The following is a 26,518-nucleotide window of genomic DNA, read 5'->3' as shown; positions in this document are numbered from 1 at the left end:
TCAGGTGAGGTTGGTGGCTGCCCAGGTCGGGATGTCTTCGTGGCGGATGGCGGCGGCCATCAGGTCGGGGAACTTGTCGGGGGTGCAGGCGAACGCGGGTACGCCGAGTTCGGCCAAGGCGGCCGCGTTCTCGGCGTCGTACGACGGGGAACCCGAGTCGGCGAGCGCCAGCAGCGCGATCACCTGTACGCCGGACTCGACCAAGGAACGCGTCCGCCGCAGCATCTCCTCCCGTACGCCGCCCTCGTAGAGGTCCGAGATCAGTACGAGCACCGTGTCCGCGGGCTTCGTGACGAGCTCCTCGCAGTACGCCAGCGCCCGGTTGATGTCCGTACCGCCGCCGAGCTGTGTCCCGAACAGCACGTCGACCGGATCCTCCAGCTGGTCGGTCAGGTCGACGACGGCCGTGTCGAACACGACCAGCGACGTCCGCAACGTCCGGATCGACCCGAGCACCGCGCCGAACAGCGACGCGTACACGACCGACTCCGCCATCGACCCGGACTGGTCGATCGCGAGCACGATGTCGCGCTGCACGCTGTGGTTCCGCCGCGCGTACCCGACCAGGCGGTCCGGCACGATCGTCCCGAGCGTGGGCGAGAAGTGCTTGAGGTTGGCCCGGATCGTCCGGTCCCAGTCGATGTCCGAATGCCGCGGTCGCGCGGTCCGCCCGGCCCGGTCCAGCGCACCGGTCACCGCCGCCCGGGTCCGCTCCGCGAGCCGCGCCTCGAGCTCCGCGACGACCCGCCCGACCACCTCGCGCGCGGTCTGCTTGGTCTCCTCCGGCATCACCTCGTTCAACGCGAGCAGCGTGGTGACGAGATGTACGTCGGGTTCGACCGCGCCGAGCAGCTCCGGCTCCATCAGCATCCGGGTGATCCCGAGCCGCTCGACCGCGTCCCGTTGCATGACCTGTACGACCGTGCTCGGGAAGTACTGCCGGATGTCACCGAGCCACCGCGCGACCCGCGGCGCCGACGACCCCAACCCGGACGCCCGCTGGGTCCCCGAGCTCTCGCCCGCGTCGTACAACGCGGCCAGCGCGGCATCGACGGAACGGTCTTGGGACGACAGCGTCGTACCCGTCTCCTCTTCCGCCTCCGAACCAAGAACCAGGCGCCACCGGCGCAGACGCTCGTCGTTCATGCGACCCCCAGCAATCGCGCCACGACCGGCAGCGCAAGAGCAGCCAGCTCGGCGTCCAGCTCGTTGTCATCAGCAACAACCGCCGTAGCGGGATCGGCCAGCACCCGCGCCCGCGACCCGATCGACCGGCGCTCCGGCGCCGCGAACGTCCCGAACGTACGCCGCAACAACGGCAGCACCTCGACGAACGCATCGTCCGGGATCCCGCCCAGCCAGGTGTCCACCAACGCCAGCAGTCGCTCGTCGTGCACCAGCAACAACCCGCCACCGGCGAGGAACCCCTCGACGTACCCGGCCGCGTCGGCCGTCGGCGTACCGGGCGACAAGGACCGCCCGAGCCGCAGCTCGACCTCACGGTCCGGCAACCGCGACGTGTCCAGCATCAACCGCGTCAACCGCCCCCGGATCATCGGCGGCACGGACGCCCGATCGCTCAACCCTTGCAACGTGTTCAACCACTCCGTACGGACGTCCTCGGCGAGCAGCGCGGTCGCGTCCTGGACGCCGTCGATCAACTCCTGTACGGCGGCAGCGGCATCCGGGTCCAGTCCGTGCACCGTTCGCGCGAGGCCCGCGCACACCCGCGACACCATCCGCCCCGCGACGGAGGCGAGTCCGGCGGTGTCCGTTCCGCGTACGTCGCCGTACCGCGAAGCTCGCGCCAGCGAGGGGAGCGCCGCCATCAGGTGCCCGACGTCGGCGTCGGCCGCGGCGCGGGTGTCGATGCCTTGCAGCAAAGGAGGTAGCGCGTCGGCGAGGTCAGCGAGCAGCGACCTCTCCAGCGCGGCGGTCACGTCGGCCAGCGTGGTCGAGTCGGCGGCCTTGAGCATCACGGTCGTCGCGGCACCGAGCACCGTCGTACCGTGGGCGCCCGCGGCGACGAGTTCCACCTCGAGCCCGGGATCCCATGCCAGCCGCCACATCTCGCGGAACGTGCCCTGCGCGCGACGTTCGTCCACGGTCGGTACGCCCCAGTCAACGCCGAGGATCCGCAACCGGTGCAGCAGTCTGGACTTGTCCAGGTCGTTCGGCTTCCGTAGGTCGAGCTCGATCACGCGCTCGGCCGCGTCCCGCTTCATCCGCAACCGTCGCGCATGCGCCGCGAAGTCTGCCGCGACCGGCGCCTGCGGCGTCTCACCGGGGACCGACCCGAGCAGCTCTCCGACGACCGCCTCGCGGGTGACGAGATCCAGCAGTACGTCGTTCCCGCCGCAAAGGACTGCCCGCGTGGCCTCGGTGACTTCGCTGAGGCCCGCGAGTGGACGTTCGCGCAAGGCCGCCAACGTGTCGGCGAGACGGACCGCTTCGATCACGTGCGCGCTCGACACCGGGAGGTCCTCGTCGCGCAGTACCTGGGCCACCTTCGCGAGCCAGCGCGTGGTGATCTGGTCGGGCGCCGTGAACAGATGGTGGTACCAACCAGGCGACGTGATGCCGGCGCCGTACCCGCTCGTCGCCGCCAGCCGGCCATGCGTCCACGGAACCCAGGTGCAGGCGACACGTCGCTTCGGCAGACCCTTCAGGATCCGCTGGTCATGTGTTGCCGGAGGCAACGGTAGTTCGAGGGCCGGCACATGCCAGGCGCCGCAGACGACGGCGATCCGTTCGAATCCTTCCCGTTGCGCCTTGCGGATCACGGTCCGCATGTACGCCTCGCGTTGCGCCTCCCGTCCGGTCGCTTCCTCGCCGTGACGGAGTTCGCGCATCGCGTCGGCGATCACCGTGAACGGTTCGGCGCCGTCGCGGCGGGACTCGATCACGTCGTCCCACCAGCGCTCCGGGTCGTCGTACCCACCCGCCGCGGCCAGCGTTCCAAGAGGGTCTGTCGAGGACGAACGTCCGCCCGCCGAGGCGAACTGCTGCGCCGCGGGCAGGTCGCAGAACCGCACCGGCACCCCGGCGGCCAGTCCGTACCGGATCGCCTGCCACTCCGGGCTGAACACCGCGAACGGCCAGAACGCGGCCCGCGTCGAGTCGTCGACGGCGTACGCCAGGAGAGCGACCGGCGGCTCCATCTCCTCCGACGCCGCCAGCTCCACCAGCTTGTCGGCCTCCGGCGGGCCCTCGATCAGGACGATGTCCGGCGCGAGCTCCGCCAGCGCGGCCGCGACCGCCCGCGCCGACCCCGGCCCGTGATGCCGGATCCCCAGCAAATGAAGGGTCATCCGGAGATCTCTCGGCAGGCCCGGTAGAACGGCGCCCAGTCGTCGCGTTCGCGGACCACGGTCTCCAGGTACTCCGACCAGACCACGCGATCAGCCGACGGGTCCTTGATCACCGCGCCGAGGATGCCGCCCGCGACGTCGGTCGGACGCAGTACGCCGTCGCCGAAATGCGCAGCCAGCGCGAGGCCGCCGGTGACCACGCTGATCGCCTCCGCGGTCGAGAGCGTGCCGGACGGGGACTTGACCGCCGTCCGGCCGTCCTCGGTACGGCCGGAGCGCAGCTCGCGGAAGATCGTGACGACCCGGCGGATCTCGTCGAGGGCATCGTCCGGCTGCGGCAGTTCGAGCGCCGAGCCGAGCTGGGCGACGCGCCGCGACACGATCTCCACCTCGTCCTCGGCCGAATCGGGCAGCGGCAGCACGACGGTGTTGAACCGGCGGCGCAGCGCGCTGGACAGTTCGTTGATGCCCTTGTCCCGATCGTTGGCAGTGGCAATGACGTTGAAACCCTTACGGGCCTGGACCTCGGTGGCCAGCTCGGCGATCGGCAGCGTCTTCTCGGACAGGATCGTGATCAGCGCATCCTGTACGTCGGACGGCATCCGGGTGAGCTCCTCGATCCGGGCGATCTTCGCCTCGGTCATCGCGCGCTGCACCGGACTCGGGACAAGCGCTGCCTCACTGGGGCCTTGGGCAATCAACTGGGCGTAGTTCCAGCCGTACCGGATCGCTTCCTCGGCGGTGCCCGCGGTGCCTTGCACGAGGAGGGTCGAGTCGCCGCTGATCGCAGCCGCCAAGTGTTCGCTGACCCAGGTCTTCGCGGTGCCCGGTACGCCGAGGAGCAGCAGCGCGCGGTCCGTCGCGAGCGTGGCGACGGCGACCTCGACGAGGCGGCGCGGGCCGACGTACTTCGGGGAGATCTCGGTCTCGCCCGCCTTCCCGCCGAGCAGGTAGGTGACGACCGCGCTCGGCGAAAGATCCCACGCGGGCGGGCGCGGTTTGTCGTCGTTCGCGCGCAGGGCCCGCAGTTCGTCGGCGTACTCGACTTCCGCGTGCGGGCGCAGTACCTCGGTCATTTCAGCTCCTCGTACATTTCACGACGGAAGTTCAGAGTCTCCACCAGCCGGCGCCGCCAGGTGTCTTCGTCGCCGGGGGCTTCCCTGGTGATCGGATGGTCGAGTACGTCGGGTGGTACGGCCCGCGCCGCGATGCTAGCGAGCCGTGCCCAGGCGCGGATCGTCCCCACCTTGGCCAACTGGTCAAGAATCATCTCGGCCAAGGGCGCAGGCCAAGGAACCGGCAGTCCACCGACCAGTTCCGCGACGTCCACGGTGTTCCGCAGTACGTTCACCGCCTGAGCCCACTCGTCGGCCGGCAACAGCCGCAGGAGCTCCGCCGGATTCCGGCTACCGGTATTCGCGGTTGCCGCCAGCAACTGCCGGGCCCACTCGACGGAACGCTCTCTGATCGCGGCCTCGGTCCACGCTGACTGCAGCACGTCCGGGGCGCAGCCCTCAACCGGCGCTTGGAGCCAGGTGAGGTCCATCTCGGACAGTGGTGTGTCGGCAACGATCTGGTGGAACCACCATGCGCGCTTGCCAATGCCCTCCGGGTTCTGCGAGTCGATGCCGTCTCGCTCCATCGACTGTGTGAGGGTGCGCGGGAGATCGACCGCGAGCACGCCTTGCGTCGGCGTCAGGTGTGCATGCAGCCGAGCAGCCATGCGTACGCCGTACTGCGACCCCGGCAACCGGGCGAGCATTCTCGCCGCGACCCGGCGTACCTCTCGCGAACGATCGTCGAGCGCGGCCTCGAGAAACTCCTCGTCCGCCAACGAAAGCCCCTCCGCGAACAGCCCGAGGAACTCGGTCCGCGTCAACGCTGCTTCGTTCGGCCACACCTCCGCCAGCTCCACCCGCGCAGCTGCCGGGTCCTGCCGGCGCAACGAGCGCAGCCACGTACGTCGCTGCACCGCGTTGCCGTGCGTCCAGGCCTCGGGATCGTTGCTCTCGGCATCCGCCGCGTACAGGAACCGCCACTCCGGATTCAGCTCCGCCAACCACCGTGCCCGCCGACCGGCCGCCGCGATCACCAGCGGCCGGTACTCGGGCCTGGTACGCGCGAAGTCCGCCAGCGCCGGGAGATGCTCCGGCGGCACACCCCATCCGTACCCGTCGGCCGCCTGCAACCACTCGCCCAGCGCCCTCGTCTGGAATCCACCGAGCATCGCCGCCAGCCGCCGTACCGCTCCGGGCCGCGGCAACGGGCGGTCCTCACCACCCGCGGACTCCAGGGGCGTGAGGTCACGCAACGGCTTCCGGCCGGCGCGTTTGTACAGCGTCGCGAGCGCCGCCGCGTCGAGCAGGCCGCCGTCGCCGAGCCGCTCGCGTACCTGCTCCGGCAACTCGTCGAAGTCCGCCGGCCGACGGTCCGTACCGAGCAGCATCGAGCTGACCAGCCCGTCCCAGCCCTTCACAGCGTCACCGGCCGGTCGTTGTGCCAGCAGGTCATCGGACGGAGGCCGGCGCGGTTCCACTCGGCGGCGACCGTAACCGCGTCACCGGCCGAGACCGCGAGCAACTTCAGCGGATCCCAGCCGCTCTGGATCTCCAGTCCGTCGCCGGTCTCGTCCACCAGCGCCCAGCCATCACCGTGCCGTGCGGGGCGGACATCTTCGAGGACCAGTGGCCAGCGTTCGTTCCACGGGTCCGCGGCGAGGGCCTCGACGTACGACGCCAGCGCCTGGCGGACGGTGAGACCGGCGGGGCGCGGGGCCGGGGTCCGCGGATCGGTCTGGGTGAGCAGCGCCCGCATCGGAAGGGCGCCGGGGTAGTACGAGAGATCGCCGGGGACGTACTCACCGGGACGCGCCGGCAGCGGGTCCAGCGGCCGGCCGGCGGCTGCGAACGTGAGGATCAGCCCGATCCGCCCAGTAGTTGCCCCGCGCAACCATACGCGCCGGACGGTCAACCGGTCGTCGGGTTCGACGACGCGGCCGAGCATCAGCCAGTCGTCGTGGAGCTTCTCGCCGTCGGCCAGTACCCGGGCGGTTTCCGTCGGCCAGCCGATGCGCGTCTGCACGGTGTCGGCGAGCGACGGCGGGAGATCCGGGAGGTGCGCGTGGGCCGCGACGATCAGGTGGATGAGCGAGAGCTCCTCGAGCAGCTCACCCGGCCAGCCGTGACCGCGTCCGACGACGGCTGCCGCGCGGCGTACGGCACCTGCGACGCCCGGCGCCTGCGCGTCGACCATCCGCGCGGCGAGCCGGTGCAGCTCGCCGTACGCCCGCTGGTCGAACCCGCCCAACCCCTGCCGCACCTGGTCGTCCAACCAGCCCGCCAACTCGGCGAGCCCCGCCGAAACCCGATCTGCCCGCCGCGCAGCCCGCTCCTGCGCCGCCACCGGATCGGACACCTCCCCCGGCTTCCGCTCGGCACGTTCCGTCCGCTGCTCGATCCACCCGGACACCCACTCGGGCTCGTCCCCGGGCGTGACCTCGCCCCGCGCCCACAACACCATCAACCCGAGCGCGTGCTTACAAGGAAACTTCCGCGAAGGACAGGAACACTTGTACGCCGGCCCGGCCAACTCCACAGCTGTTTGGTACGGCTGCTTTCCGCTGCCCTGGCACAACCCCCACAGTGCGCGATCGCTCGCACCGGTGCCCGTCCACTTCTCCAGCCGGGCCAGCCCCTGACCGGCCTTCGCGGACGCAGGATCAGACGCCAGCCCCAGCACCTGCTCCACGTCCCACAACCCCACGCCACTCCTCCCACCCGCCACTACCCGAAGCATGCCACCCACCCCCGACAGACGACCGCCTCAGGTGCCGGGTCGCCACGCCATCACAATCCGCCCGCCGAGCGCCTGGCTCGCCTCGCGTGCGGGCTGCGGGACGGATTGTGATGGCCCTCAGGTCCGCCACTCGTCTCAGCCGAACGGCTGCCGGTGGTGGTGTTCCTCGGGGTAGCCAGTGGTGTGAGTCGGGGCGTGGGTCTGGTGGGTGCGCGCCGCGCCGGGGTGCTCGTCCGGGTGGGCCGCCGGTGGGGTGGCCGCCCCCGGTGGCTCAGCCGATACCGCGGTGGTGGGCGCCGCGGGTGGGCGGGGAGTGTCGGAGAGGTTGTCTCGGATTGTGCCGAGGAGGCGGTGTTCTACGGCCTCCAGTTCCGCGATGCGGGTGCGGATCTCCTGTTCCTCGGCGCGGGCCTCGGCCAGGAACTGGTCGGCCTCGGTCCGAGCGATCGTACGCAGGGTGTCGGCCTCTGCGCGGGCTGTCGTACGGACCGATTCGGCGTCGGTGCGGGCGGTTTCGCGGAGGTGGTCGGCGGTGCGTTGGCTGGCGCTCAGGACGCTCAACTCGTAGCGGCGGAGTTCGTCGACGAGTTCGCCGGCGGGGCGTTGGGAGTCGAGGATCGTGGCGGCCGGGTGCGGGATGTCCGTGTCCGGAAGGGTGTTCTCGAGGGCCGCGATCTGCTGGTCGACCCGGGTGAACAGGTCCGCGACGTCGGTCCGCATCTGCCGGATCGTGTTCGCCGCCGCCTGCACCCGCTCGCTCGCCTCCCGCTCACGTTCCCGCGCCGTACGTTCGGCCGAGGTGATCACGTCCAGCGCAACCATCGCAGCGCGCTCCGCCGGATCGTCCGGAACTGTCACAGCTTCTTCCTCCGAGTCAGCGGCACCCATCGCGACCGTACGGCGGAGCGGAACCTCGCGGATGAACAGCATCGCCAGCAAGCTCACCGCGGCCGCGCCGGCGGCGATGACGAAGATCCGCCCGGTGGCATCGCCGTACGCGTGCCGCACGATCTCCTGCACCGGCCCCGGCAGCGCGTTCACGTCGAGGACGCTGCCGGACCCGCCCTGCGCAGCGGCCGCCGCGGCCGGCCCGAGATCGCGCAGGTGTTCGGTGATCAACGTGGTCACCCGCGTCGCCAGGATCGCGCCCAGCACCGACACCCCGACCGCACCACCGAGACTCCGGAAGAACGTGACCGTCGCCGACGCGGCACCGACCTCGCTGACGTCGACGGTGTTCTGCACCGCGAGTACCAGGTTCTGCATCGTCATGCCCATGCCGATGCCCATCCCGAGCATCCCGAGGCCGACGTACCAGTACGGCGACTCGTGGTCGATCGTGCCGAGGACGCCGAGGCCCGCCGTGAGGAAGAGCCCGCCGATCACCAGGTACCGCTTCCACTTCCCGAACCGGGTGATCAGCTGGCCGGAGCCGACCGACCCGAGGAACGACCCGAACATCATCGGGATCGTCAGCAACCCGGCCTCGGTCGCGCTGTACCCGCGGGCGACCTGGAAGTACTGCCCGAGGAACACCGCGCTGCCGAACATCGCGATCCCCACCGCGAGGCTCGCGACGATCGCCAGCGCGGTCGTCCGTTCGCGCACCACCCGTACCGGTACCAGCGGCTCGGCCGCGTGCGTCTCGACCACGACCGCCAGCAGGGCAAGTACGGCCGTACCGCCGAGGTATGCGCCGGTCTGCCAGGACCACCACGGGAAGTGCTCGCCCGCGAACGACACCCAGATCAGCGGCAGGCTGGCCGCGCCCGCGATCAGGATCGCGCCGAAGTAGTCCATCCGCACGCGACGCTTGACCACCGGCAGGTGCAGGAACTTCTGCAGCACGATCAGCGACACCACGGCGAGCGGTACGCACACGTAGAAGCACCAGCGCCAGCCGAGCCACGAGGTGTCGACGATCACGCCGCCGACGAGCGGACCGCTGACGGTGGCGAGCGCCATCACGGCGCCCATGTACCCGGAGTACCGGCCGCGCGAGCGGGGTGGGATGGCGGCGCCGATGATCGCCTGCGCGAGCGCCATCAGCCCGCCCATCGCCAGACCCTGCAGGACGCGAGCGCCGATCAGGAACGGTACGTTCTGGGACGCGCCGGCCAGCCCCGAGCCGATCACGAACGCCACGATCGCGAGCTGGACCAGCAGCTTCTTGCTGATCAGGTCGGACAGCTTGCCCCATACCGGCGTGGACACGGTCATCGCGAGCAGGCTGGCCGTGACCACCCAGGTGTACTGCGTCTGCGTACCTTCGAGGTCCGCGATGATCGTCGGCAGCGCGTTGCTGACGATCGTCGAGCTGAGGACCGCGGTGAACAGCGCCGCGAGCAGCCCAGCGAGGATCTCGAGGATCTCCCGGTGCGAGAGCTCGGCGTTGCCGGTCGCGGCGGCCGGTGGTGCGGGAGGTGCGGGCTCCTCCGGTTCGGCGAACCTGGAGCGGTAGTGCGTGGTCTGGGTGGCAGACATCAGCTTCCGTTTCGTACGGCGGGTCGCGTCGACCGGGGCAGCGCGGTACGCACTGTCCCGGGGCGGAAACGGCTGACTTGGGGTCCTCACCCAGCCCGATATTTGGTTGCAACTACCAACTTTAATCCCGCACCGTCAGCAACTGTTCACCGGGAGCCATCAAACAGTTGTCGGATGAATTATGAGACGGGCTCTCCTCGGAAGGCGATTTCCCCCGTACGATCCGGTGCTTGTTGAGTAATCAACACCCGGTCTCCGGCGGAGCTGTCAGGGCCCGCCGGAGACCTTCTCACCCCGAACGCCACCACCAGCCCGCCCTCACCCGAACGCCGACCCTCACCCGAACGCCGATCAGCCCGTCCTCAGCCGAACGCCGACCAGCCCGCCCTCACCCGAACGCCGCCACCAGCTCGCCCAGGCACTCCAGCGACGGCCCCACTGCGGTCAGCAGGTTCCCAGGGGCAGTCCTGGGCGGACTGAACGGTCCCATCCACAAAGCACCTTCGGCCGCTTCACAAGCAGTCCCATACACGACAGTCCACGCCGGCGACCCGGTCGTCATCTCCACCACCGCCGCCTCGAAGTCCCCGATCGCCCGGCCCAGAACCGGTTCGAACCCGGCCTCACGGCAGGCAGCGACGAGGTGGTCGCGCAACCACACATCGTCGGCCGGCAGCCGGAGCGGAAGATCGGCGAGGTCGACCAGCTTCACCCCGTCATCCGATCTGTACGCGGTCGGCACGAGAACGGAGAGCGGATCGCGCCACAACTCCACTACCCGGAGATCGGCGGCTGCCACATCTCCGCGGACGAATGCGACATCAAGCGAGCCCGAACGTAGCGCGGTCAGATACTCCGCCGTGGTCCCAGAACTAAGTTGGATGTCGAGGTCCGGGGTGTTCGTGCGGAGGGTGGTCAGGCCGCGTTCCAGGCGAGCGCGGAGGCCGGGAGCGGTGCCGATGCGCAGTACGCCGGAACGGCCGGAGGCGAGCCCGGCGGCGACCTCCCCCGCGTGATCCGCTGCGGACAGGACGGCGCGGGCCTCGCGGAGCATGCGTTCGCCGTCGCCGGTGAGGCGGACGTGGCGGGACGAGCGGTCGAGAAGTCGCAGGCCGAGTTCGCGTTCCAGCCTGGCGACCTGCTGGCTGACCGCGGGCTGGACGATGTTCAGCCGTTCGGCGGCCCGGCCGAAGTGCAGTTCCTCGGCGACCGTGACGAAGTACCGCAGCTGCCGCAGCTCCATCGAACACCCCCGGCGATCACGATTCCTTATCGCTGCCCAGCGTAACTGCGTCTGGGTCGGCGGCCCGGTCGCCCGTTGACTGGTGGACATGAGGATCGGACTGTGGATCGACGAAGAAGGCAAGACCATCGACGAGATCGGCGCCGCCGCGAAGGCCGCCGAGGACGCCGGCATCGACCGGATCTGGTTCAGCCAGCGGCTCGGCTGGGACGCGCTGACGCTGATCGCCGGTGTCGCGCCGTACACGACGACGATCGGGTACGCCGTCGGTGTCGTGCCGGTGTACCCGCGGCACCCGCTCGCGCTGGCGGCGCAGGCGCTCAGCGTGCAGGCGCTGACCGGCAACCGGCTGACGCTCGGCGTCGGCTCGAGCCACCCGCACATGGTCGAGGGCATGCTCGGCCTGTCGATGGAGCGCCCGGCCGCGTACGTCCGCGAGTACGTCGAGGCGCTCGGCCCGCTGCTCACCGGTGCGCCGACCGAGTACGCGGGTGAACGTGTGACCGCCCGCGGCCAGGTCACCATCCCCGGCACCGAGGCGCCCGAGCTCGTCCTCGCCGCGCTCGGTCCGCGGATGCTGAAGACCGCCGGCGAACTCACCGCCGGTACGACGACGAGCTGGGCGACCCCGAACGTGATCGAAGGCTTCATCCGCCCGACGATCGACCGGGCCGCAGCCGCTGCCGGCCGCCCTACACCACAGGTGGTCGCGGGTACCTGCGTCGCGGTCACCGACGACCCGGACGCGACCCGCGCCTGGATCCGGGACCACTACGGCGTCGCCGGTTCGATGCCGTCGTACCGCGCCGTCCTTGATCGCGGCGGCAACGCCGGCCCCGAGGACACAGCGGTCGTCGGTGACGAGGACGCCGTGGCGAGGCAGCTCCAGCAGTACAAGGACGCCGGTACGACGGAGTTCATGTTCTGCCCGGTCGGTACCGGCGCGGAGGTCGAACGGACGATCGCGTTCGCGCTCGACTACGTGTAGAGCGGGAGATCGGCAACCTGGTTGCGAAAGCAGTTTGCTGAAACCCCTTTAAGGAAAGGGCTTTCAGGCTAGGAGGAACGGACCGAGCTGTGGTCGACCCAGACGAGATGACCGTGGTGACTGACGAGAACCTCGTCGGTCCCGGCCGTCCCGGTCCGGCGGCCGAGTTCCTGGCCGGCGATCCAGCGACCACCGATCAGGATCTGCACCGCGATCGGCCGCGCCGGGGAAGGGGCTACGGGCATGGCACCTGCTTCGGGACAGGGGCGGATGATGGAGGAGGAAGGTTTGAGGGGCTGGTTTCCCAACCAGACGCAAGCCTACAACCGCACAATGACCGACCGTTAGCGGTAACTCGAAATCGTACGGAGCCTCATGTCTGCACTGATGCCGCGACTCCGTCGCGGCGGGTCATGGGGCTGTAACTCCCGTTCTTCCCTCGTCGCTCCGGTCGCTTCGCTCCCTCCGCTCCTCAGTCCAGAACGGGAGGCCCCATGACCAGGCCCATCTTCGTAGTGCAACTGCACGATGCCAGGCGCTTGCACTACGACGTACGGCTGGAGGTGGACGGGGTGCTGAAGTCGTGGGCGGTGCCGCGCGGGCCGTCGCTGGATCCGATCGTGAAGCGGCTCGCGGTGTTCACCACGGACCATGATCTCGAGTACGCGTCGTACGAGGGCGTGCACCGGGACGCGCAGTACGGCAGCGGTGCGGTGATCGTCTGGGACGCGGGCGTCTACACGAACCTCACCCGCGACGACCGGCGCCAGCTCGTCGACCCGGCGGAGGCGATCGAGCGCGGACACTTGAAGGTGCAACTGCACGGCGTCAAGCTGAACGGCGCCTGGGCATTCACCCGGACGAACGGCGACTGGCTGCTGGTCAAGGTGAAGGACGCGGACGCCGATCCGGCCCTCGACCTGACCGTGGCCGAGCCGCGTTCCGTGCTGAGTGGTCTGACCATCGAGGAGATGGCCGCCACCTGAGTCCACATCCGGCCATCCGGTTTCACGTTCCACGGCTTGACCGTCCGCGACCCGCTTCCGACACTCGTGCGTAGTTGTGCCCACCTCACCGCCCCGGAGGACAACAATGCGCACTCCCGCCGCCCTACTGTCCGGCGTGCTCCTGGCCGCCCTGCTCCCGCTGCCGGCCCGCGCCGCACCACCCACGGTCTGGACCCACAACGCGTCCGACCGGCTCTTCCCGTACGACGCCCGCCCGGCCGGCGCACCGACGACGATCGACCTGTACGCCGCCCGCAACGAGACCGAGGCCGCCCAGGTCGCGATCCGCCCGGCGGCTGCCGTCCAGAACGTCTCGATCACGACCACCCCGCTCACCGGTCCCGGCGGCGCGACGCTGACCGACATCACGGTGCGCCGCGAGTACCTGCACCCGGACGTCGTACCGATCGGATCCAACGTCGAGATCCAGGGCACTGGTTCGGCGTACTACGACGCGCTCGTCGAGAACACGCCGCGGACGCTGAACGCCAACGTCACCCAGCCGTACCACTACAGCGTCCACGTCCCGACCGGCGCGACGCCCGGCGTCTACACAGGCTCCGCGACCGTGCAGAGCAGCGCCGGGAACACCGTCGTACCGGTACGCGTCACGGTCTATCCGTCGACGATCCCACCGACCAATCAGTCGACGTTCCGGATGAACAACTGGACGACGTCGGCGGGCTGGGACTACACCGGCACGATCAGGGCGATCCCCCTGCAGTACGGCGTACAGATGTACGACGAGAACTGGTGGCGGGTGATCACCGCGATGGCCCGCGACCACGCGAAGCACCGGAACAACGTGGTGTTCGCGGACTTCCAGGCGCTGCTGATCCCGAACACCACGATCGATGCTGCGGGCAACTACTCGTTCGGCTGGCAGTCGTTCGACCGCTTCATCAAGATCTACCAGGACGCGGGCGCGCTGCAGTGGATCCACACCCCGCACCTGATGAACGCAAGCGGCTCCGGTCACGGCCCGCAGCTCGAGATGCTGCAACGCGCGGCCGACGGATCCACCCAGATGGTCCCCGTGCCGACAGGCACTCCCGTGGCGACGGCGTACCTGGACAAGCTGTTCGGCGCCCTCAAGCAGCACCTCGACCAGCTCGGGCTGACCGACGTCTTCTACATGAGCGCGAACGACGAGACGACCGTCGCCGCGGACCGGGACGCCGCCAACTGGTTCTACGACATCTACCGCCGGCACTTCCCGAACCCACGGCTGAACGAGGCCCAGCTCTCGATCATGAACCCGCCGACGAACGTCACCGCGAACACCCCACTGCTGGACCTCTACGAGAACAACGCGGGCTACTTCCAGAACGACAAACTGAACGGCAAGGAGCTCTGGCTCTACAACTGCACCGTCCCACGCGGCACGTACCTGAATCGCTTCATCATGTCGTACCTCGCCAGCACCCGCCTCACCCCGCTGCTCGCCTGGAAGATCGGCGCTGTCGGCTACCTGCACTGGGGCTGGAACTACTGGTACGGCGGTAACGAGACACCGATCGACACGTTCGACGGCGCCCAGACCGGCGACGCGTACCTGGTCCGACCGAACAAAGCCGCGTACGACATCTACGACAGCATCCGCAGCGAGGCGCAGCTCGACGGGATCGAGGACTACGAGCTGTTCACGCAGCTCGCCGCGACCAAGCCCGTACTGGCGAAAGCGCTCGCCAACTCGTTGCTGACGAACTCGTTCACCGCGGACAAGTCCGGCGTCGCCTCGGACACCGTGCACCGCCAGGTCCTCGACGCACTCGCCGCGGGCGGCCCGGACCAGGTCTATCCGTACGCCGACGACTTCGCGAACGGCTCGCAGTCGTGGCAGCCGAAGGGCGGCACCTGGTCCGTCTCCGGCGGCGCACTCACCCAGACCGACACGTCCCAGTGGAACTACGTGGCCGGCCTGGAGGCGCGGGCGTACGGGAACGTGGCGGCCTCCGTCGACCTGCAGATCCGCGGCGTGAACACGAATGGCGGCGACACGAACTGGGCCGGCCTGGTGATCCGCAGCCAGAACCCGACCGACTTCGACACCGGGTACCTCGTTGCCCAGCGCAACAATGGCGAGGTGTTCGTGTACCGCAGCGGCAAGACCATCGCCTCCGCTGCCGCGCCGTATGTGAAGGGTCAGTTCAACCGGCTGCGGGTGGTTGCGCGCGGATCCAGGATCACGGTGTATGTCGGGACCACGCAGGTGCTGTCGGTGACCGATCCGTCCTTCACGGCGGGCGGATTCGGGCTCGCCAGCGGCGGCGTGAACGTTGCCTTCGACAACGTACGGATCAACCCGGACGTGAACCCGGCCGAGGGTGCCGCGGTCACCGTGTCGTCGACGTACGACCGGGACGGCTGGAGCGCCGGCGCCGCGGTCGACGGCCGGCGTACGTCGGACGCGTCGTCGATGGGATGGACGAGCGACGTCGGTCCGAGCGCAACCTTCAACCTGGATCTGGGAGCGGTCCGGTCGATCGGCCGGGTCGACCTGTACCCGCGGACCGACAGCGGCAACGTCGGCGCCGGGTTCCCGGTCGACTACACGGTCGCGGTGTCGGCGGACGGGTCCGCGTGGACGACGGTCGCGGACCGGAAGGACCAGGCGCGGCCGAGCGGCGTCCAGACGGTGCCGTTCGCGGCGCGGGACGTACGGTACGTGCGGGTGACCGGTTCGCGGTTGAGTCCGGATCCGTTCGGGGCGACGCGGATGCAGTTCGCCGAGGTGGAGGTCGCGGGCGGGAACCTCGCGGCCGGCCGGGCGGTGAGCTCGTCGACGTCCTCGGAGTACCCGAACGAAGGCTGGCTGCGGTCGAACCTGACCGACGGCGCGCGGCAGTCGCGGCTGTGGAACACGATGGGCTGGACGAGCGAGTCCGTACCGGCCGGGTCGGCGCAGTCGGTCCGGGTCGACCTCGGTGGGCCGAGTCTGATCAGCCGGGTGGAGCTGTACGGGCGGTCGGACGGCGCGAGTACCGGGCAGGGTTTCCCGATCGACTACACGGTCGAGACGTCGCTGGACGGAGTCACCTGGACGACTGCGGCCACGGTCAGCGGTGCGCCACAGCCGGGTGCGGCTCCCGTGACGCACACCTTCCCCGCCGTCTTGGCGCGGTACGTGCACGTGCGTGGGACCCAGCTGCGGCCGGACGGAGAAGGCGGCTACCGGATGCAGTTCGCGGAGCTGGAGGTGCGGTGACGGCTCACCAGCCGTTGATGTGCAGGACGTCGTCCAACGGCTGACGCGGCGCGGGCTTGAAGCTGGTCCCGATCGAGTACGCGGTCGGGATCAGCACGGTCTGCCGGATGTCCTCTGGGAGACCGAGCAGCTCTTGGACCTCCTGCTCGTACGTCAGGTGCAGCGTCGTCCAAGCCGTACCGAGACCGCGGGCCCGCGCTGCAAGCATGTAGCTCCAGGCTGACGGCAGGATCGACCCCCAGAGACCGGACTGGTTCCCGGCGGGCAGTGTCTTCGCCTGGAGGCAAGGGATGACCAGCACCGGCACCTGCCCCATCCGCTCACCCAGGTAGGCCACACTGTCCCCGACCCGGCGCTGCACGGGCCCTCGCTCCGGGTCCTCCGCGTGGAGCTTCCCGGCGGCACCAGGACCGGCCAAGTACTGCTCCACAGCCCGCCGGTAGTACTCACCAACCGCGGCACGCTTGTCGGCGTCTGTGATCACCACCCAGTGCCACGTCTGGCGATTGCTCCCCGACGGCGCCTGCAGCGCAATCTCGATGCACTCCTTGACCACCTCGAGCGGCACCGACCGCTCGAGGTCGAGCCGCTTGCGGACCGTACGAGTCGTGGTCAGCAGCTCGTCGGGATTCAGGTCGAGTGTGTAGGTCACGTGGTCGATGCTCTCACTCGAAGGGAGCCGGGTCGCCGGCGCCGACGCGGACCACCTCGGCGACGTCGTCGGAGAAGTCGACGACCGTGGTGGGTTCGATGCCGACCTCACCTTCGATGACGGCGTCGATCTGGTTGTCGAGTTCTTCCTTGATCTCCCAGCCCTGCGTCATCGGTTCCTCGTGACCGGGAAGCAGCAGCGTGCTGGAGACGAGCGGCTCGCCCAGCTCGGCGACCAGCGCCTGCGTGACCACGTGGTCCGGGATGCGCACACCGACCGTCTTCTTCTTCGGGTGCAGCAGCCGCCGCGGGACCTCCTTGGTGGCCGGCAGGATGAACGTGTAGCTGCCCGGCGTGGCTGCCTTGATCGACCGGAACACCGCGTTGCTGATGTGTACGAACTGCCCGAGCTGCGCGAAGTTCTCGCACACCAGCGTGAAGTGGTGCCGGTCGTCGAGCTGCCGGATCGTCCGCATCCGGTCGATCCCGTCCCGGTTCCCCAGCTGGCAACCGAGTGCGTAGCACGAGTCGGTCGGGTACGCGATCAACCCGTCCGCGCGCAGCAGCTCCACCACCTGCCCGATCGACCGCCGCTGAGGGTTCTCCGGATGGATATCGAAATACCTGGCCATGACCGCCGAGCTTAGGCTATTTCAGCAGCGTGAGCGCCGTGCTGAAGGCCGAGTCCCGGCTGCCTGACAGCTCGGCCGGTGTGAACACCGGGCGGCGGATGTCCGGCGGGATCCCGGCGCCGTCGTACGTCGTCCCGCGCGCGGTCAGGTACTCCTCGTTGGGCAGGATGTACTTCCAGCCGTTCGGCAGGGTTCGGTCCATCGTGTCGGAGAAGACGCCCTGGGTGTTCTCGCCGACCCGGATCGGCCGCGGGGTTCGGTTCATCATCGCCATCGTGAAGGTCTCGCCCGCGCTGACCTGCGAGCCGCCGGTCAGGAGCACCATCGGCCCGGTGAACCGGGATCGCCGCGACGGCACGACGTACGCCGCCTGTGGCGCGGTGAACGCGGTCGGGTCGGCGGGATCGTTGCGGTTCCGTTTGGCGTAGGCGAAGTACGGGTGGGCGGTCAGCCGGCCCGCCAGGTCGAGACCGAGTTGGTCCGACCCGCCGCCGTTCAGGCGCAGGTCGAGGATCAGCTTCCGCGGCCGGGTCGCCAGGATCGTGTCCAGCGTCCGGTCGAGCACAGCCCGTTCGGCCGGGTAGTGCGGGGTGTCGCCGTACCCGAGGAAGCCGATCACCCGTAGGTACCCGATCCGGCCGGGCAACTCGGCGTACCCGATCAGGTCGTTGGCGTACGACGTGTAGTGGACGCCCTTCAGCGCTGTGTGCTCGATGTACGGACGGATGACCGTCTTCTCCATCTCCAGACTTGGAAACGTCGTCCCCGGCCGGACGCCGACGAAGACCTGATCCGGCGTACGGATGCCGGTATGGGCGTCACCCAGCGGCCGGATCATCGCGGTCAGGATGTCGTAGAGGCCCGCCTCCGACGTCACCTGTGGGCGGTACTTCGCCCGGACCGCGTCCCAGTCGATGCCTTTGGCCGCGAAGAACGGGTAGTTCTCCGCGAACGTGGTCCAGAACTGGTCGAAATCGGCCAGCGGACCGGTTGCCCCCGGCTTCGAGCACTGCGCCGGGAGCTTCGCCAACCGGCGCAGATGCTTGGTACCGACATCGCCCTCGAGCCGCATCGCGGCGCGATCCCGGCGGGTGGTGAACGTGAACGACTGCTCGCCGTCCGCGGTGAAGCTGTCTCCGGCCCAGCTGTACTCCGCAGCCTCCGGCGTACAGCTGATGCTGGTGGTGTCGTAGAGCCTCGCCTTGTTGTTGTCGACAGCAACGATCGTGCCGTACCCGTCCAGCTGCCAGATGCCGTCGCGCGCCGACGCCGCAGTCGCTGCCGACGAAACCGACAACGGCGCCGCGACCAGCCCGGCGGCGACTCCGATAGCGATCAGTGAACTTCGGGCGGGGGTTCTCGATCTCATGAAGTCAGCCTGCTCGCGGCCGGATACCGCGACCAGCGGGCAACCACCCCATCCAGGGGTGGAGCTAGCACTACTTCGCCAGACCGATCGGCAGCGCGGTCACCACCAGGTTGTCCTCGTAGCCGCCGCGAGATGCGTCGTAGGCGCCGGTGCAGGTGATCAGTACGAGCCGATGGTCGACCGTCTGGTCGAAGGCGCCGCTCTTCGTGGCGAGGGCGTCCTTGCGGACCGATTCGATCGACGTGACCCGGTACGACGCCACGTGTCCGGAGCCGCGCAGTACGACGACCTCACCGCGTCGTACGCCGAGCAACCGGGCGAAGAACCCGAGACCTTCGGTCTTGGTGTCGACGTGGCCGGCCAGCACGACCGAGCCGTACGGGTCACCGGCCTCGGCGCCGCCGTCCCACCAGCCGACGTTCTGCGCCTTCGCGGGGACCTGGAGCAGGCCGTCGACAGTAGTTGCCGTGAGCACCGATGCGCTCGCGCCGCCGGGCAGCACCACCTGCTCCGGCACGAACCGGATCCGCTGGCTCGGCGCCGGCGTACCGATCCGGCCCGGCGGCGCGGACAGCGACGTACTCGGCTGCGGGACCGGCGGCGTACCAGCGGTCTCGAAGCCGAACGTGGTCGTGGGCGCGGGCGCAGCGCTGCCCACCCCGGCCGAGCACCCGGCCAGGGCGAGGCAGCACAGCGCCGTACCCAGCAAGCTCCGCTTCAGCGACGGACCACCTTCCGGCCGGTCAGCACCGCGATCCCGAGCAGCGCGACGAACGCCAGGACCCACAGTCCGGACTGACCGGCAGGGCTCTGCACCTGGTTGAGCCCTGCCGCCTGTCCACCGGTTCCGGTGTTCACCACGTGCGGCTTGTCCGACCCGGTCGCCGGCACCTTGATCGTGCCGAGCGCGACCGTCATCGTCTTCTGGCTCGGCGCACCGATCGCGAACACCCGGGTCAGGTAGCCGGCCTTGACCGGCAGGTCGAGCGGCCCGAGTACGACCGGCGAGGTCGCGCCGGTCGGCACGATCTCCACCTTGTACGTCGCGGCCGGGACGACCACGTCGAGTGATTCCCCGTTCGCGACGTTCTGGAAAAGTACCTTTCCGTTCACCCGAATGTCAGCCGGACCTACCGCGGCGTCATGGGCGACCCGCAATCCGGCCTTGTCCTTCGGCACCGCGGCGAGTTTGTTCGGGTACGTCGTCAGCAATGGCGCGCCGGTCGGCGACACCGGCTGGTGAATGACCACGTCCAGACTGGCACCGGCACCGGCCGTGACCTCGCGCTGGATCACCACCGTACTGCCCTGCTTGGCGGTGACCATCCGCTTCCCGGCTGCTACCGCGAACGGCCCGACCAGCTTGCCACCGGTCACTCCGGTTGCGACCTGACGCCCGTCCACGCTGATGTCCAAGGTCTTCCCGGGCAGCCCCTGGACGAAGTACAGGTTGGCGCCGGCAGCTGCCTCGGCGGGTGCCGGGAGTGCCACCGGAGCTGCCGCGACCACTGCCGCGAGTAACAACGGAAGCACTCTTCGAATTACCGAACCGTGAATTCTCGAAACATTGCCGTGCACCGCCCGAGATTGCCCGGACACACTCCGTCTCCGCATTTGTCTCCCCCTCTTCGCGTACCGGAAAATACTGCGAGAATTGCCCGTCCCCATGAATTCGGGCGTATCCTAAACACCTGTTCGACCCGGCCGCCAGGGGTACGCGGAAGTCTTGTAAATCAGGCGGCCCAGGTCCGTCTGCTGGGGGTGACATCGGGGGTGCAGAAGCGGGCCCGATATCTGGCCACGGTCGCGCTGGTGCTGGGGTACAGCGCGACCGTGGCCTGTTCCGGCTCCGCCGGACCGACCGCGCCGAGCCCGGGGCTCGGCACCGAGCGGCCGTCGACGCCGGCGCCGGAGACCAGTACGAGCGGGCAGACCAAGCCCGGCGTGGACCTGACCGTCGTACCGCACCGGGACGGCTCGTTCGACATCACCGAGAACGTGCTGCTGCCGCAGTCGACGAACATGCTGCAGCTGCAACTGCCCTCGTCCGGCGACCAACTGCCGGGGATGATGTCGCCGACCAGGCCGCGGGTGACGAACCTGAAGGTCGTCGCCGACGACCAGCCCGTGCCACTGCAGACCACCACCGTGCCGGGCGCCGACCTGATCCCGTTGACCGTCGCGGCATCGAAGCTGCAGCTGACGTACCGGCTGTCCGGCTCCACGGTGTTCGCGTCGCCGTCGGAGACGAACCGCGCCGGCGCGGCGATCCGGCCATTGACCGCGAACACCGACGGCTCGCTGCCGACCGACATCACCGTCACGTCCGGGCTGCTGAACGCGGTCTGCCCGTTGCTGAGCGAAACGCGCTGCGCTGTGGGCGATCCGCCGCACCTGACGATCCAGTCGGGCATCCCGGCCGCCAAGGCCCTCGTGGTACTGCAGCTCGATCTGCCACGCTGACCCCTATGAGTGATGAACGGATCGCGCTGGGCACCGCCCGCGGACGGTGGGTCCTGGCGGCGACGGCACTGGGGTCGGGGATGGCGTTCCTGGACGGGACGGTCGTCAACGTCGCGCTGCCCGTGATGGGCCAGGACCTCAATGCGGACATGGCCGGTCTGCAGTGGATCGTGAACGGCTACATGCTGATGCTCGCCTCACTGGTGCTGCTCAGCGGCTCGCTCGGCGACCGGCTCGGCCGGCGGCGTACGTTCGTGGTCGGGGTGATCTGGTTCGCGGTCGCGTCGGTCGTCTGTGCGTTCGCGCCGAACCTCTCGGTGATGATCGCGGGCCGGGTGTTGCAGGGCATCGGCGGTGCGCTGCTGACGCCGGGCAGCCTGGCGATCCTGCAGACGACGTTCCAGCACTCCGACCGCGGCAAGGCGGTCGGCACCTGGTCCGGCCTGACCTCGGTCGCGGCAGCCGTCGGTCCGTTCGTCGGCGGCACGCTCGTCGACAGCGGGTACTGGCAGCTGATCTTCCTCCTCAACGCACCGATCGCGCTCGTCACGGTCCTCGTCACCCTGCGGCATGTGCCGGAGACCCGCGACGAGGAGGCCGGCGGCAAGCTCGACTTCACCGGCGCGATCCTCGCGACGATCGGCCTGGCCGGGCTCACGTACGGCCTGATCAGTGCCGGCGACCACGGCTTCACCGATCCGATGATCCTGACCAGCCTGGCGATCGGCGTCCTCGCCTTCGCCGGGTTCGTCGAGGCCGAACGGCGCAGCTCGCACCCGATGCTGCCGCTGAACATCTTCGCCAACCGCCGCTTCACCGGCGCGAACCTGGTCACGGTCGTGGTGTACGGCGCACTCGGTACGGCGACGTTCCTCGTCGTGGTCTACCTGCAGACGGCGCTGCACTACTCGGCACTCTGGGCGGGCGCGTCCCTGCTGCCGATGACGCTGCTGATGTTCACGTTGTCCGGGTACGCCGGCGGGCTGGCGGACCGGATCGGCGCGCGGATCCCGATGACGGTCGGCCCGGTACTGATGGCCGGCGGCTTCCTGCTGATGCTGCGGATCGACGCCGGCTCGAGCTACGTCGCCACCGTGCTGCCGGCCGTCGTACTCCTCGGGCTCGGCCTGGTCGCGACGGTGGCGCCGCTGACCGCGACCGTGCTGTCCTCGGTCGAGGACCACCACGCCGGAATCGCGTCCGGTGTGAACAACGCGGTCGCCCGGTCGGCGCAGCTGATGGCGGTCGCGGCGATCCCGATGGCGGCCGGCATCACCGGCGACTCCTACCGCAACCCCGTTGCCTTCCACAACGGCTTCGGCAACGCGCTGATCATCTCCGCGGTGCTGGCCGCGGCCGGCGCCGCGATCGCCTGGTTCACGCTCGGCACGCCTGGACAGCCACGCGAGGTGCACCACCACCCGCACTGCGCGCTCGAGGCGCCGCCGTACGCAGACAGCAAGAACTGATTTGTCGACTTGTTCCCAGCGGTTTTAAGATACGGTCGTGCTAAAACAGAACAGCTCGATGCCCAGGGTGTGGCTGCGGGCGGCGTTCGGCGCCGTCGCGATGGGAGTCGCACTCGGCTGCGCGGGGGCGGTCTCGGACCTGGTCGGCAATCGGTACGTCCCGGCGGCAGTGTGTGCACTTGTCGCGGTGCTGCTGATCCGCCCGTACCGGCGCCGGACAGAGCTCGGGCTGGTGGACGCACTGCGCGGCTTCGTCACCGGGGTGGTGGTGACCGGCGGCAGCGCGGTCCTCGTGCTGGGAGCCGGAACCCTTGCCGGGTGGATCTCCTGGGGCCGCCTCCACCTGGGTGACCTGCTCGTGTTCCTGATCACCAACGCGGTGATCGCGACTCTGCTCGAGGCGTTCCCCGAGGAGATCAGCCTGCGCGGTCACACCTGGACGGCACTGCGTTCGCGCTACCGCGGGGCGATCGCGGCCATCGGTACGACGTTGCTCTTCCTCGTCGTGCCGGGGTTGTCGTCGCTGGTTCAACTGATCCTGAGACCGTCGTCGACCGAGCTGAGCCTGGTGCCGGCCGGCCAGGACCCGGTGACGTACCCGATCCTGCTGACACTGTTCGGTTTCACCTTGATCGCGGCCCGGCAGGCGACCGGGTCGTTGTGGACGAGCATCGGTACGCACCTGACGTTCCTCACCGTGAACCGGCTCACCATCGACGGCGCGACCCGGGACACCGGCTGGTCGGCCGACCTGGCGAGTCCCGACGTACTGCTGCTGATCCCCGGCTACCTGTTGCTCGCGGCAATTGCCTACCGGATCCTCGGTACGGCGAGGTACCGGGCGCGGCTGTCCGGGTCGAGGCGCTCGATGGCGTAGCGGAGCATGGTCCGCGGCATCCGGCCTGCGTACTCGTCGAGGAACACGCGCAGCTCGGCCTCGTCGACGCGCTTGCCGGCCTCGCGGAGCATCCAGCCAGACGCCTTGTGGATCAGGTCCTCGCGGTCGCCGAGTACCTCGACGGACAGCTTGTACGTGTCGGCGGTCTGCCCGCGGTTGATCAGGTACTGCGTGGCAACCAGCGCGATCCGCCGTTCCCACAGCGACGTCGAGCGGACGAGTTCGTACAGCGGGTCGCGGGGCTTGTCGAGCAGGTATCCGCCGACGACCTGCGGGGCGCTGCAGTCGACGAGATCCCAGTTGTTGATGTACGCCGTACCGCGCAGGTAGATCTCGTACAGCGCCCGCAGCTCGGCCGGGTCCGCCGTACGGGGCTTGAGCGCTTGGGTCGCACGATCGGCCAGCAGACACAGGATCGTCAGGCGATGCTCGTGGATCGGGCTGGTCAGCGCCTGCTCGAGCTCGTCGAGCGGCAGGCCCGCGCGCAGGTACGGCTTGAGGATGCCGCGGATCGTCGAGAGCTTCACGCCGATCATCCGATCGCCGTGACCGTACTCACCCGGCCCGAGCTTGAAGTACCGCGCGAGGATCCCGGCCGTCGCCGGGTCGGCGGCCGCGTCGACGTCGGCGAGCAGTTGCTTCGTGCTCATACCGCCTTGTCTATCATCGGTTTGCTTGACTCTGACAGCGCTTACACCGCCGGAGGTCACGCTCCGGGGTCATCGTCGACGCAACCGTTGTGACGCCTGCGCGATCAGGCATACGGTGTGTGGGCAGGGCAGTTCCATTTCCGCCAGGACCCGCGTTCGTGGCGCTACCCCGGGGGAGACCCGCCCGTGACCAGCATTCCCGAGCCGCGGGACGGCATGATCAAGACCACCTTCGACGCCGTCACCGACGAGCTCGAACCTGGCGTGCTGCTGGTCCGGATGTCGGGTGAGATCGACATCGCCAGCACCGAGTTCGCCGCCGAGGCGATCCGGGCGGCGGTCGCGCCGCCGGCCCGGCTGGTGCTGATCGACGTCTCCGCGGTCACGTTCTGCAGCTCGGCCGGCCTCGGCAACCTGGTCGAGGCCCGCAACCTGGCCGGCCGGCACAACATCACCCTCGCACTGGTCGGCGTCGGCCGCCCGGTGGACCGCCCGCTCACCGTCACCGGCCTCGGCGGCCAGTTCCGGATCTACGGCACGGTCGCGGAGGCGCTCGCCGATCGCTGACCCGGCCGGGCCGGGGTGGAATCGATTCCAGGTGTGCGCTTAGGGTGCTGCCGTGATCGTGCACACCATCGAGGACACCTGCCTGGTGTACCTGCTGGCCGACCCGGCGACCCGGTCCGCCGTCGCGATCGACGCCGGCAGCGGGCGCTGGCTCGAGCGGCTGGCGTCGTACGGCGTGGACGTGGTGACCGACGTACTCGTCACCCATCACCACCGCGACCAGGTCGAGGGACTGCCGTTACTGGCGGCCACGGGGACACGAGTCTGGGTGCCGGAGAACGAGGTCGAGCTGATCGCGGACGCCGACCATCACTGGCAGCGACGAAACCTGGCGAACGACTACGATCTGCACACGGATCGGTTCTCGTTGCTGTCGTCGGCGCCGGTCACGGGTGTCATGAAGGACTACAGCACGTCTGAGATCGGGCACCTGTCGGTACGGACATTGCCGACTCCCGGCCATACGCCCGGCAGCGTCAGCTACCTGATCGATGGCTACGCGTTCACGGGCGACCTCATCCACAGTCCGGGGAAGGTGTGGTCGGCCGCCGCGCTGCAGTGGTCGTACGTCGGCATGGAGGGCGCCGCGATGACGATGGCCTCTCTGCTCCAGCTGCTCGACCACCAGCCACGGGCTTTGTTGCCGAGTCACGGCACCCGCATGGACGACCCACTGGCCGCCGTGACAGCCACGTGTGCGGCGCTGCAGGACCTCGTCACCGTACGACTCGGGACACCGAGCGGTTTACCGGCCAAGCTCGAGGATCCGTACGTCGAACTCAGCCCGCACCTGCTGATGAACCGGACCAGTGAGTCCCGCAGCTACGCGCTGCTGAGCGACTCCGGTACGGCGCTACTGATCGACTACGGCTACGACTTGACGACCAGCATCCCCACCGGCGGACCGCGACACGTCGTCCGGCCGTGGCTGCCGAGCCTGCGCGCACTGCAGCGGGACTACGGCATCGAGCGCGTCGAGGTCGCGATACCGACGCACTACCACGACGACCATGTTGCCGCCTTCAACCTGATGCGCGAGGTGCACGGCACCGAGGTATGGGCGTCCGCTCCGGTCGCGCACGTCCTCGAGAACCCGGCGCACTACGACCTGCCCTGCCTCTGGTACGAGCCGATCCCGTGCGCGCAGCACGTTGCGAACGGCGCCGCGATCCGCTGGCGTGAGTACGAGCTGTCGATGCACGCGTTGCCTGGTCACACGCTCTACGCCTCGGCCATCGAGTTCGAGGCGGACGGCCGGCGAGTGCTGGCGACCGGCGATCAGCAGACCGGGAGCTGGTCACCCGATGGCGTCGCGGAGATCCCGAACTTCCAGTACGCGAACGCCTTCGCGGCCGAGGACTACGTGGCGTCGGCCGCGCTCTACCAGCGGCTGCAGCCCGAGCTGATGATCTCCGGGCACTGGGACCCGCGGGCCGTGACACCGTCATACCTGGACGAGTTGACGCGGCTGGGAGACGAGGTCGCCCGCGCGCACCGGGCGTTGCTGCCCCCGTCTGACCCGGTGTTCACGGGCGCCGTGCGCATCTCGCCGTACCGGGTCGACGCGGTGAACGGGCGGCCGTTCAGCGTGCGAGTCAGCGTGCCGGCCGACCTCGTGGTGCCGCCGGGGTGGGAGTGCCGGCGCGTCGACGCTTCCGAGTTCGTGGTGGTCCCGCGGGTGGATCAGCCGGTACGCCGGGCGCGGATCGCGGCCGGGATCACACGGGACGGGATCTACCTCGGCCAGCTGGCCGAGGCGCTGGTCGACGTACACCTTTCCTGA

22 protein-coding genes are annotated in these 26,518 nt (G+C 69.3%); 8 read left to right on the top strand and 14 right to left on the bottom strand.

Translation table 11 applies throughout. The features are described 5' to 3' along the window. The 7 genes from ACFYRU_RS14320 to ACFYRU_RS14290 all read right to left on the bottom strand — a co-directional run bounded on the left by ACFYRU_RS14320 (position 1) and on the right by ACFYRU_RS14290 (position 10,833). A complete protein-coding gene (locus ACFYRU_RS14320; RefSeq protein ID WP_387657640.1) occupies positions 1 to 1,146 on the bottom strand; it encodes a VWA domain-containing protein in 1,146 nt (381 codons plus the stop codon). After that, positions 1,143 to 3,311: a DUF5682 family protein gene (locus tag ACFYRU_RS14315; RefSeq protein ID WP_387657639.1), complete on the bottom strand. Its 2,169-nt coding sequence runs from the start codon at positions 3,309 to 3,311 to the stop codon at positions 1,143 to 1,145. The genes ACFYRU_RS14320 and ACFYRU_RS14315 overlap by 4 nt, the downstream gene beginning before the upstream one ends. After that, positions 3,308 to 4,387 carry an AAA family ATPase gene (locus ACFYRU_RS14310; RefSeq protein ID WP_387657637.1) on the bottom strand — a complete coding sequence of 360 codons (1,080 nt, stop codon included), beginning with the start codon at positions 4,385 to 4,387 and terminating at the stop codon, positions 3,308 to 3,310. The genes ACFYRU_RS14315 and ACFYRU_RS14310 overlap by 4 nt, the downstream gene beginning before the upstream one ends. Next, on the bottom strand, positions 4,384 to 5,787 hold the full coding sequence (locus tag ACFYRU_RS14305; protein WP_387657635.1) for a DUF5691 domain-containing protein: 1,404 nt from the start codon (positions 5,785 to 5,787) through the stop codon (positions 4,384 to 4,386). Before ACFYRU_RS14305 ends, ACFYRU_RS14310 begins: the two co-directional genes overlap by 4 nt. After that, positions 5,784 to 7,106 carry an SWIM zinc finger family protein gene (locus tag ACFYRU_RS14300; protein ID WP_387657633.1) on the bottom strand — a complete coding sequence of 441 codons (1,323 nt, stop codon included), beginning with the start codon at positions 7,104 to 7,106 and terminating at the stop codon, positions 5,784 to 5,786. Before ACFYRU_RS14300 ends, ACFYRU_RS14305 begins: the two co-directional genes overlap by 4 nt. Before the next feature lie 135 nt (positions 7,107 to 7,241). Continuing rightward, on the bottom strand, positions 7,242 to 9,590 hold the full coding sequence (locus ACFYRU_RS14295; RefSeq protein WP_387657631.1) for an MFS transporter: 2,349 nt from the start codon (positions 9,588 to 9,590) through the stop codon (positions 7,242 to 7,244). Between the two features lie 388 nt (positions 9,591 to 9,978). Then, positions 9,979 to 10,833 (bottom strand): LysR family transcriptional regulator, encoded by an 855-nt coding sequence (locus ACFYRU_RS14290; protein ID WP_387657628.1) that lies wholly within the window; start codon positions 10,831 to 10,833, stop codon positions 9,979 to 9,981. Between the two features lie 88 nt (positions 10,834 to 10,921). Between ACFYRU_RS14290 and ACFYRU_RS14285 the strand changes: the two genes are divergently transcribed. Next, entirely contained in the window at positions 10,922 to 11,821 is a 900-nt protein-coding gene (locus ACFYRU_RS14285; protein ID WP_387657625.1) for a TIGR03564 family F420-dependent LLM class oxidoreductase, read from the top strand. A gap of 68 nt (positions 11,822 to 11,889) precedes the next feature. Here the strand turns inward: ACFYRU_RS14285 and ACFYRU_RS14280 are convergent, their stop codons facing one another. Beyond that, the gene (locus ACFYRU_RS14280; RefSeq protein ID WP_238332220.1) at positions 11,890 to 12,066 is read right to left on the bottom strand and encodes a hypothetical protein; all 177 of its coding nucleotides are present in this window, start codon (positions 12,064 to 12,066) and stop codon (positions 11,890 to 11,892) included. A gap of 249 nt (positions 12,067 to 12,315) precedes the next feature. Here ACFYRU_RS14280 and ACFYRU_RS14275 point away from each other — a divergent pair, with 249 nt between their 5' ends. Both ACFYRU_RS14275 and ACFYRU_RS14270 read left to right on the top strand, forming a co-directional pair. Continuing rightward, the gene (locus ACFYRU_RS14275) at positions 12,316 to 12,807 is read left to right on the top strand and encodes a DNA polymerase ligase N-terminal domain-containing protein (RefSeq protein ID WP_387657622.1); all 492 of its coding nucleotides are present in this window, start codon (positions 12,316 to 12,318) and stop codon (positions 12,805 to 12,807) included. Between the two features lie 106 nt (positions 12,808 to 12,913). After that, a complete protein-coding gene (locus ACFYRU_RS14270) occupies positions 12,914 to 16,036 on the top strand; it encodes a discoidin domain-containing protein (protein ID WP_387657620.1) in 3,123 nt (1,040 codons plus the stop codon). A gap of 4 nt (positions 16,037 to 16,040) precedes the next feature. On the opposite strand, the gene ACFYRU_RS14265 is transcribed toward ACFYRU_RS14270, so the two are convergent. From ACFYRU_RS14265 to ACFYRU_RS14245, 5 genes are all read right to left on the bottom strand, one after another. Continuing rightward, entirely contained in the window at positions 16,041 to 16,688 is a 648-nt protein-coding gene (locus tag ACFYRU_RS14265) for a nitroreductase family protein (protein WP_387657617.1), read from the bottom strand. A 13-nt stretch (positions 16,689 to 16,701) separates the two neighbouring features. After that, positions 16,702 to 17,319, bottom strand: coding sequence for an L-threonylcarbamoyladenylate synthase (locus ACFYRU_RS14260; RefSeq protein ID WP_387657614.1), 618 nt, complete (start codon positions 17,317 to 17,319; stop codon positions 16,702 to 16,704). A 16-nt stretch (positions 17,320 to 17,335) separates the two neighbouring features. Further along, complete coding sequence (locus ACFYRU_RS14255) at positions 17,336 to 18,688, bottom strand: S41 family peptidase (protein WP_387657611.1); 1,353 nt, start codon at positions 18,686 to 18,688, stop codon at positions 17,336 to 17,338. A gap of 70 nt (positions 18,689 to 18,758) precedes the next feature. Continuing rightward, positions 18,759 to 19,397, bottom strand: a complete 639-nt coding sequence (locus tag ACFYRU_RS14250; RefSeq protein ID WP_387657608.1) for a sortase domain-bontaining protein — start codon at positions 19,395 to 19,397, stop codon at positions 18,759 to 18,761. Positions 19,398 to 19,405: 8 nt separating this feature from the next. Further along, a complete protein-coding gene (locus ACFYRU_RS14245) occupies positions 19,406 to 20,179 on the bottom strand; it encodes a DUF4397 domain-containing protein (RefSeq protein ID WP_387657606.1) in 774 nt (257 codons plus the stop codon). A gap of 282 nt (positions 20,180 to 20,461) precedes the next feature. Between ACFYRU_RS14245 and ACFYRU_RS14240 the strand changes: the two genes are divergently transcribed. From ACFYRU_RS14240 to ACFYRU_RS14230, 3 genes are read left to right on the top strand one after another with little or no spacing between them, the layout of a single operon-like run. Next, on the top strand, positions 20,462 to 21,151 hold the full coding sequence (locus ACFYRU_RS14240; protein WP_387657603.1) for a hypothetical protein: 690 nt from the start codon (positions 20,462 to 20,464) through the stop codon (positions 21,149 to 21,151). A gap of 5 nt (positions 21,152 to 21,156) precedes the next feature. After that, positions 21,157 to 22,620, top strand: a complete 1,464-nt coding sequence (locus ACFYRU_RS14235) for a DHA2 family efflux MFS transporter permease subunit (protein WP_387657601.1) — start codon at positions 21,157 to 21,159, stop codon at positions 22,618 to 22,620. Positions 22,621 to 22,678: 58 nt separating this feature from the next. Then, entirely contained in the window at positions 22,679 to 23,497 is an 819-nt protein-coding gene (locus ACFYRU_RS14230; RefSeq protein WP_387657598.1) for a type II CAAX prenyl endopeptidase Rce1 family protein, read from the top strand. Here the strand turns inward: ACFYRU_RS14230 and ACFYRU_RS14225 are convergent. After that, on the bottom strand, positions 23,431 to 24,168 hold the full coding sequence (locus ACFYRU_RS14225; protein ID WP_387657595.1) for a DNA alkylation repair protein: 738 nt from the start codon (positions 24,166 to 24,168) through the stop codon (positions 23,431 to 23,433). The two genes, ACFYRU_RS14230 and ACFYRU_RS14225, sit on opposite strands and share 67 nt — an antisense overlap. 186 nt (positions 24,169 to 24,354) lie before the next feature. Between ACFYRU_RS14225 and ACFYRU_RS14220 the strand changes: the two genes are divergently transcribed. Then, positions 24,355 to 24,735, top strand: coding sequence for an STAS domain-containing protein (locus tag ACFYRU_RS14220; RefSeq protein ID WP_387657593.1), 381 nt, complete (start codon positions 24,355 to 24,357; stop codon positions 24,733 to 24,735). Positions 24,736 to 24,787: 52 nt separating this feature from the next. After that, on the top strand, positions 24,788 to 26,518 hold the full coding sequence (locus tag ACFYRU_RS14215) for an MBL fold metallo-hydrolase (RefSeq protein ID WP_387657590.1): 1,731 nt from the start codon (positions 24,788 to 24,790) through the stop codon (positions 26,516 to 26,518).

This window comes from Kribbella sp. NPDC004536, from assembly GCF_042873835.1.
GTDB lineage: Bacteria > Actinomycetota > Actinomycetes > Propionibacteriales > Kribbellaceae > Kribbella.
This window is presented reverse-complemented; position numbering and strand designations above follow the sequence as displayed.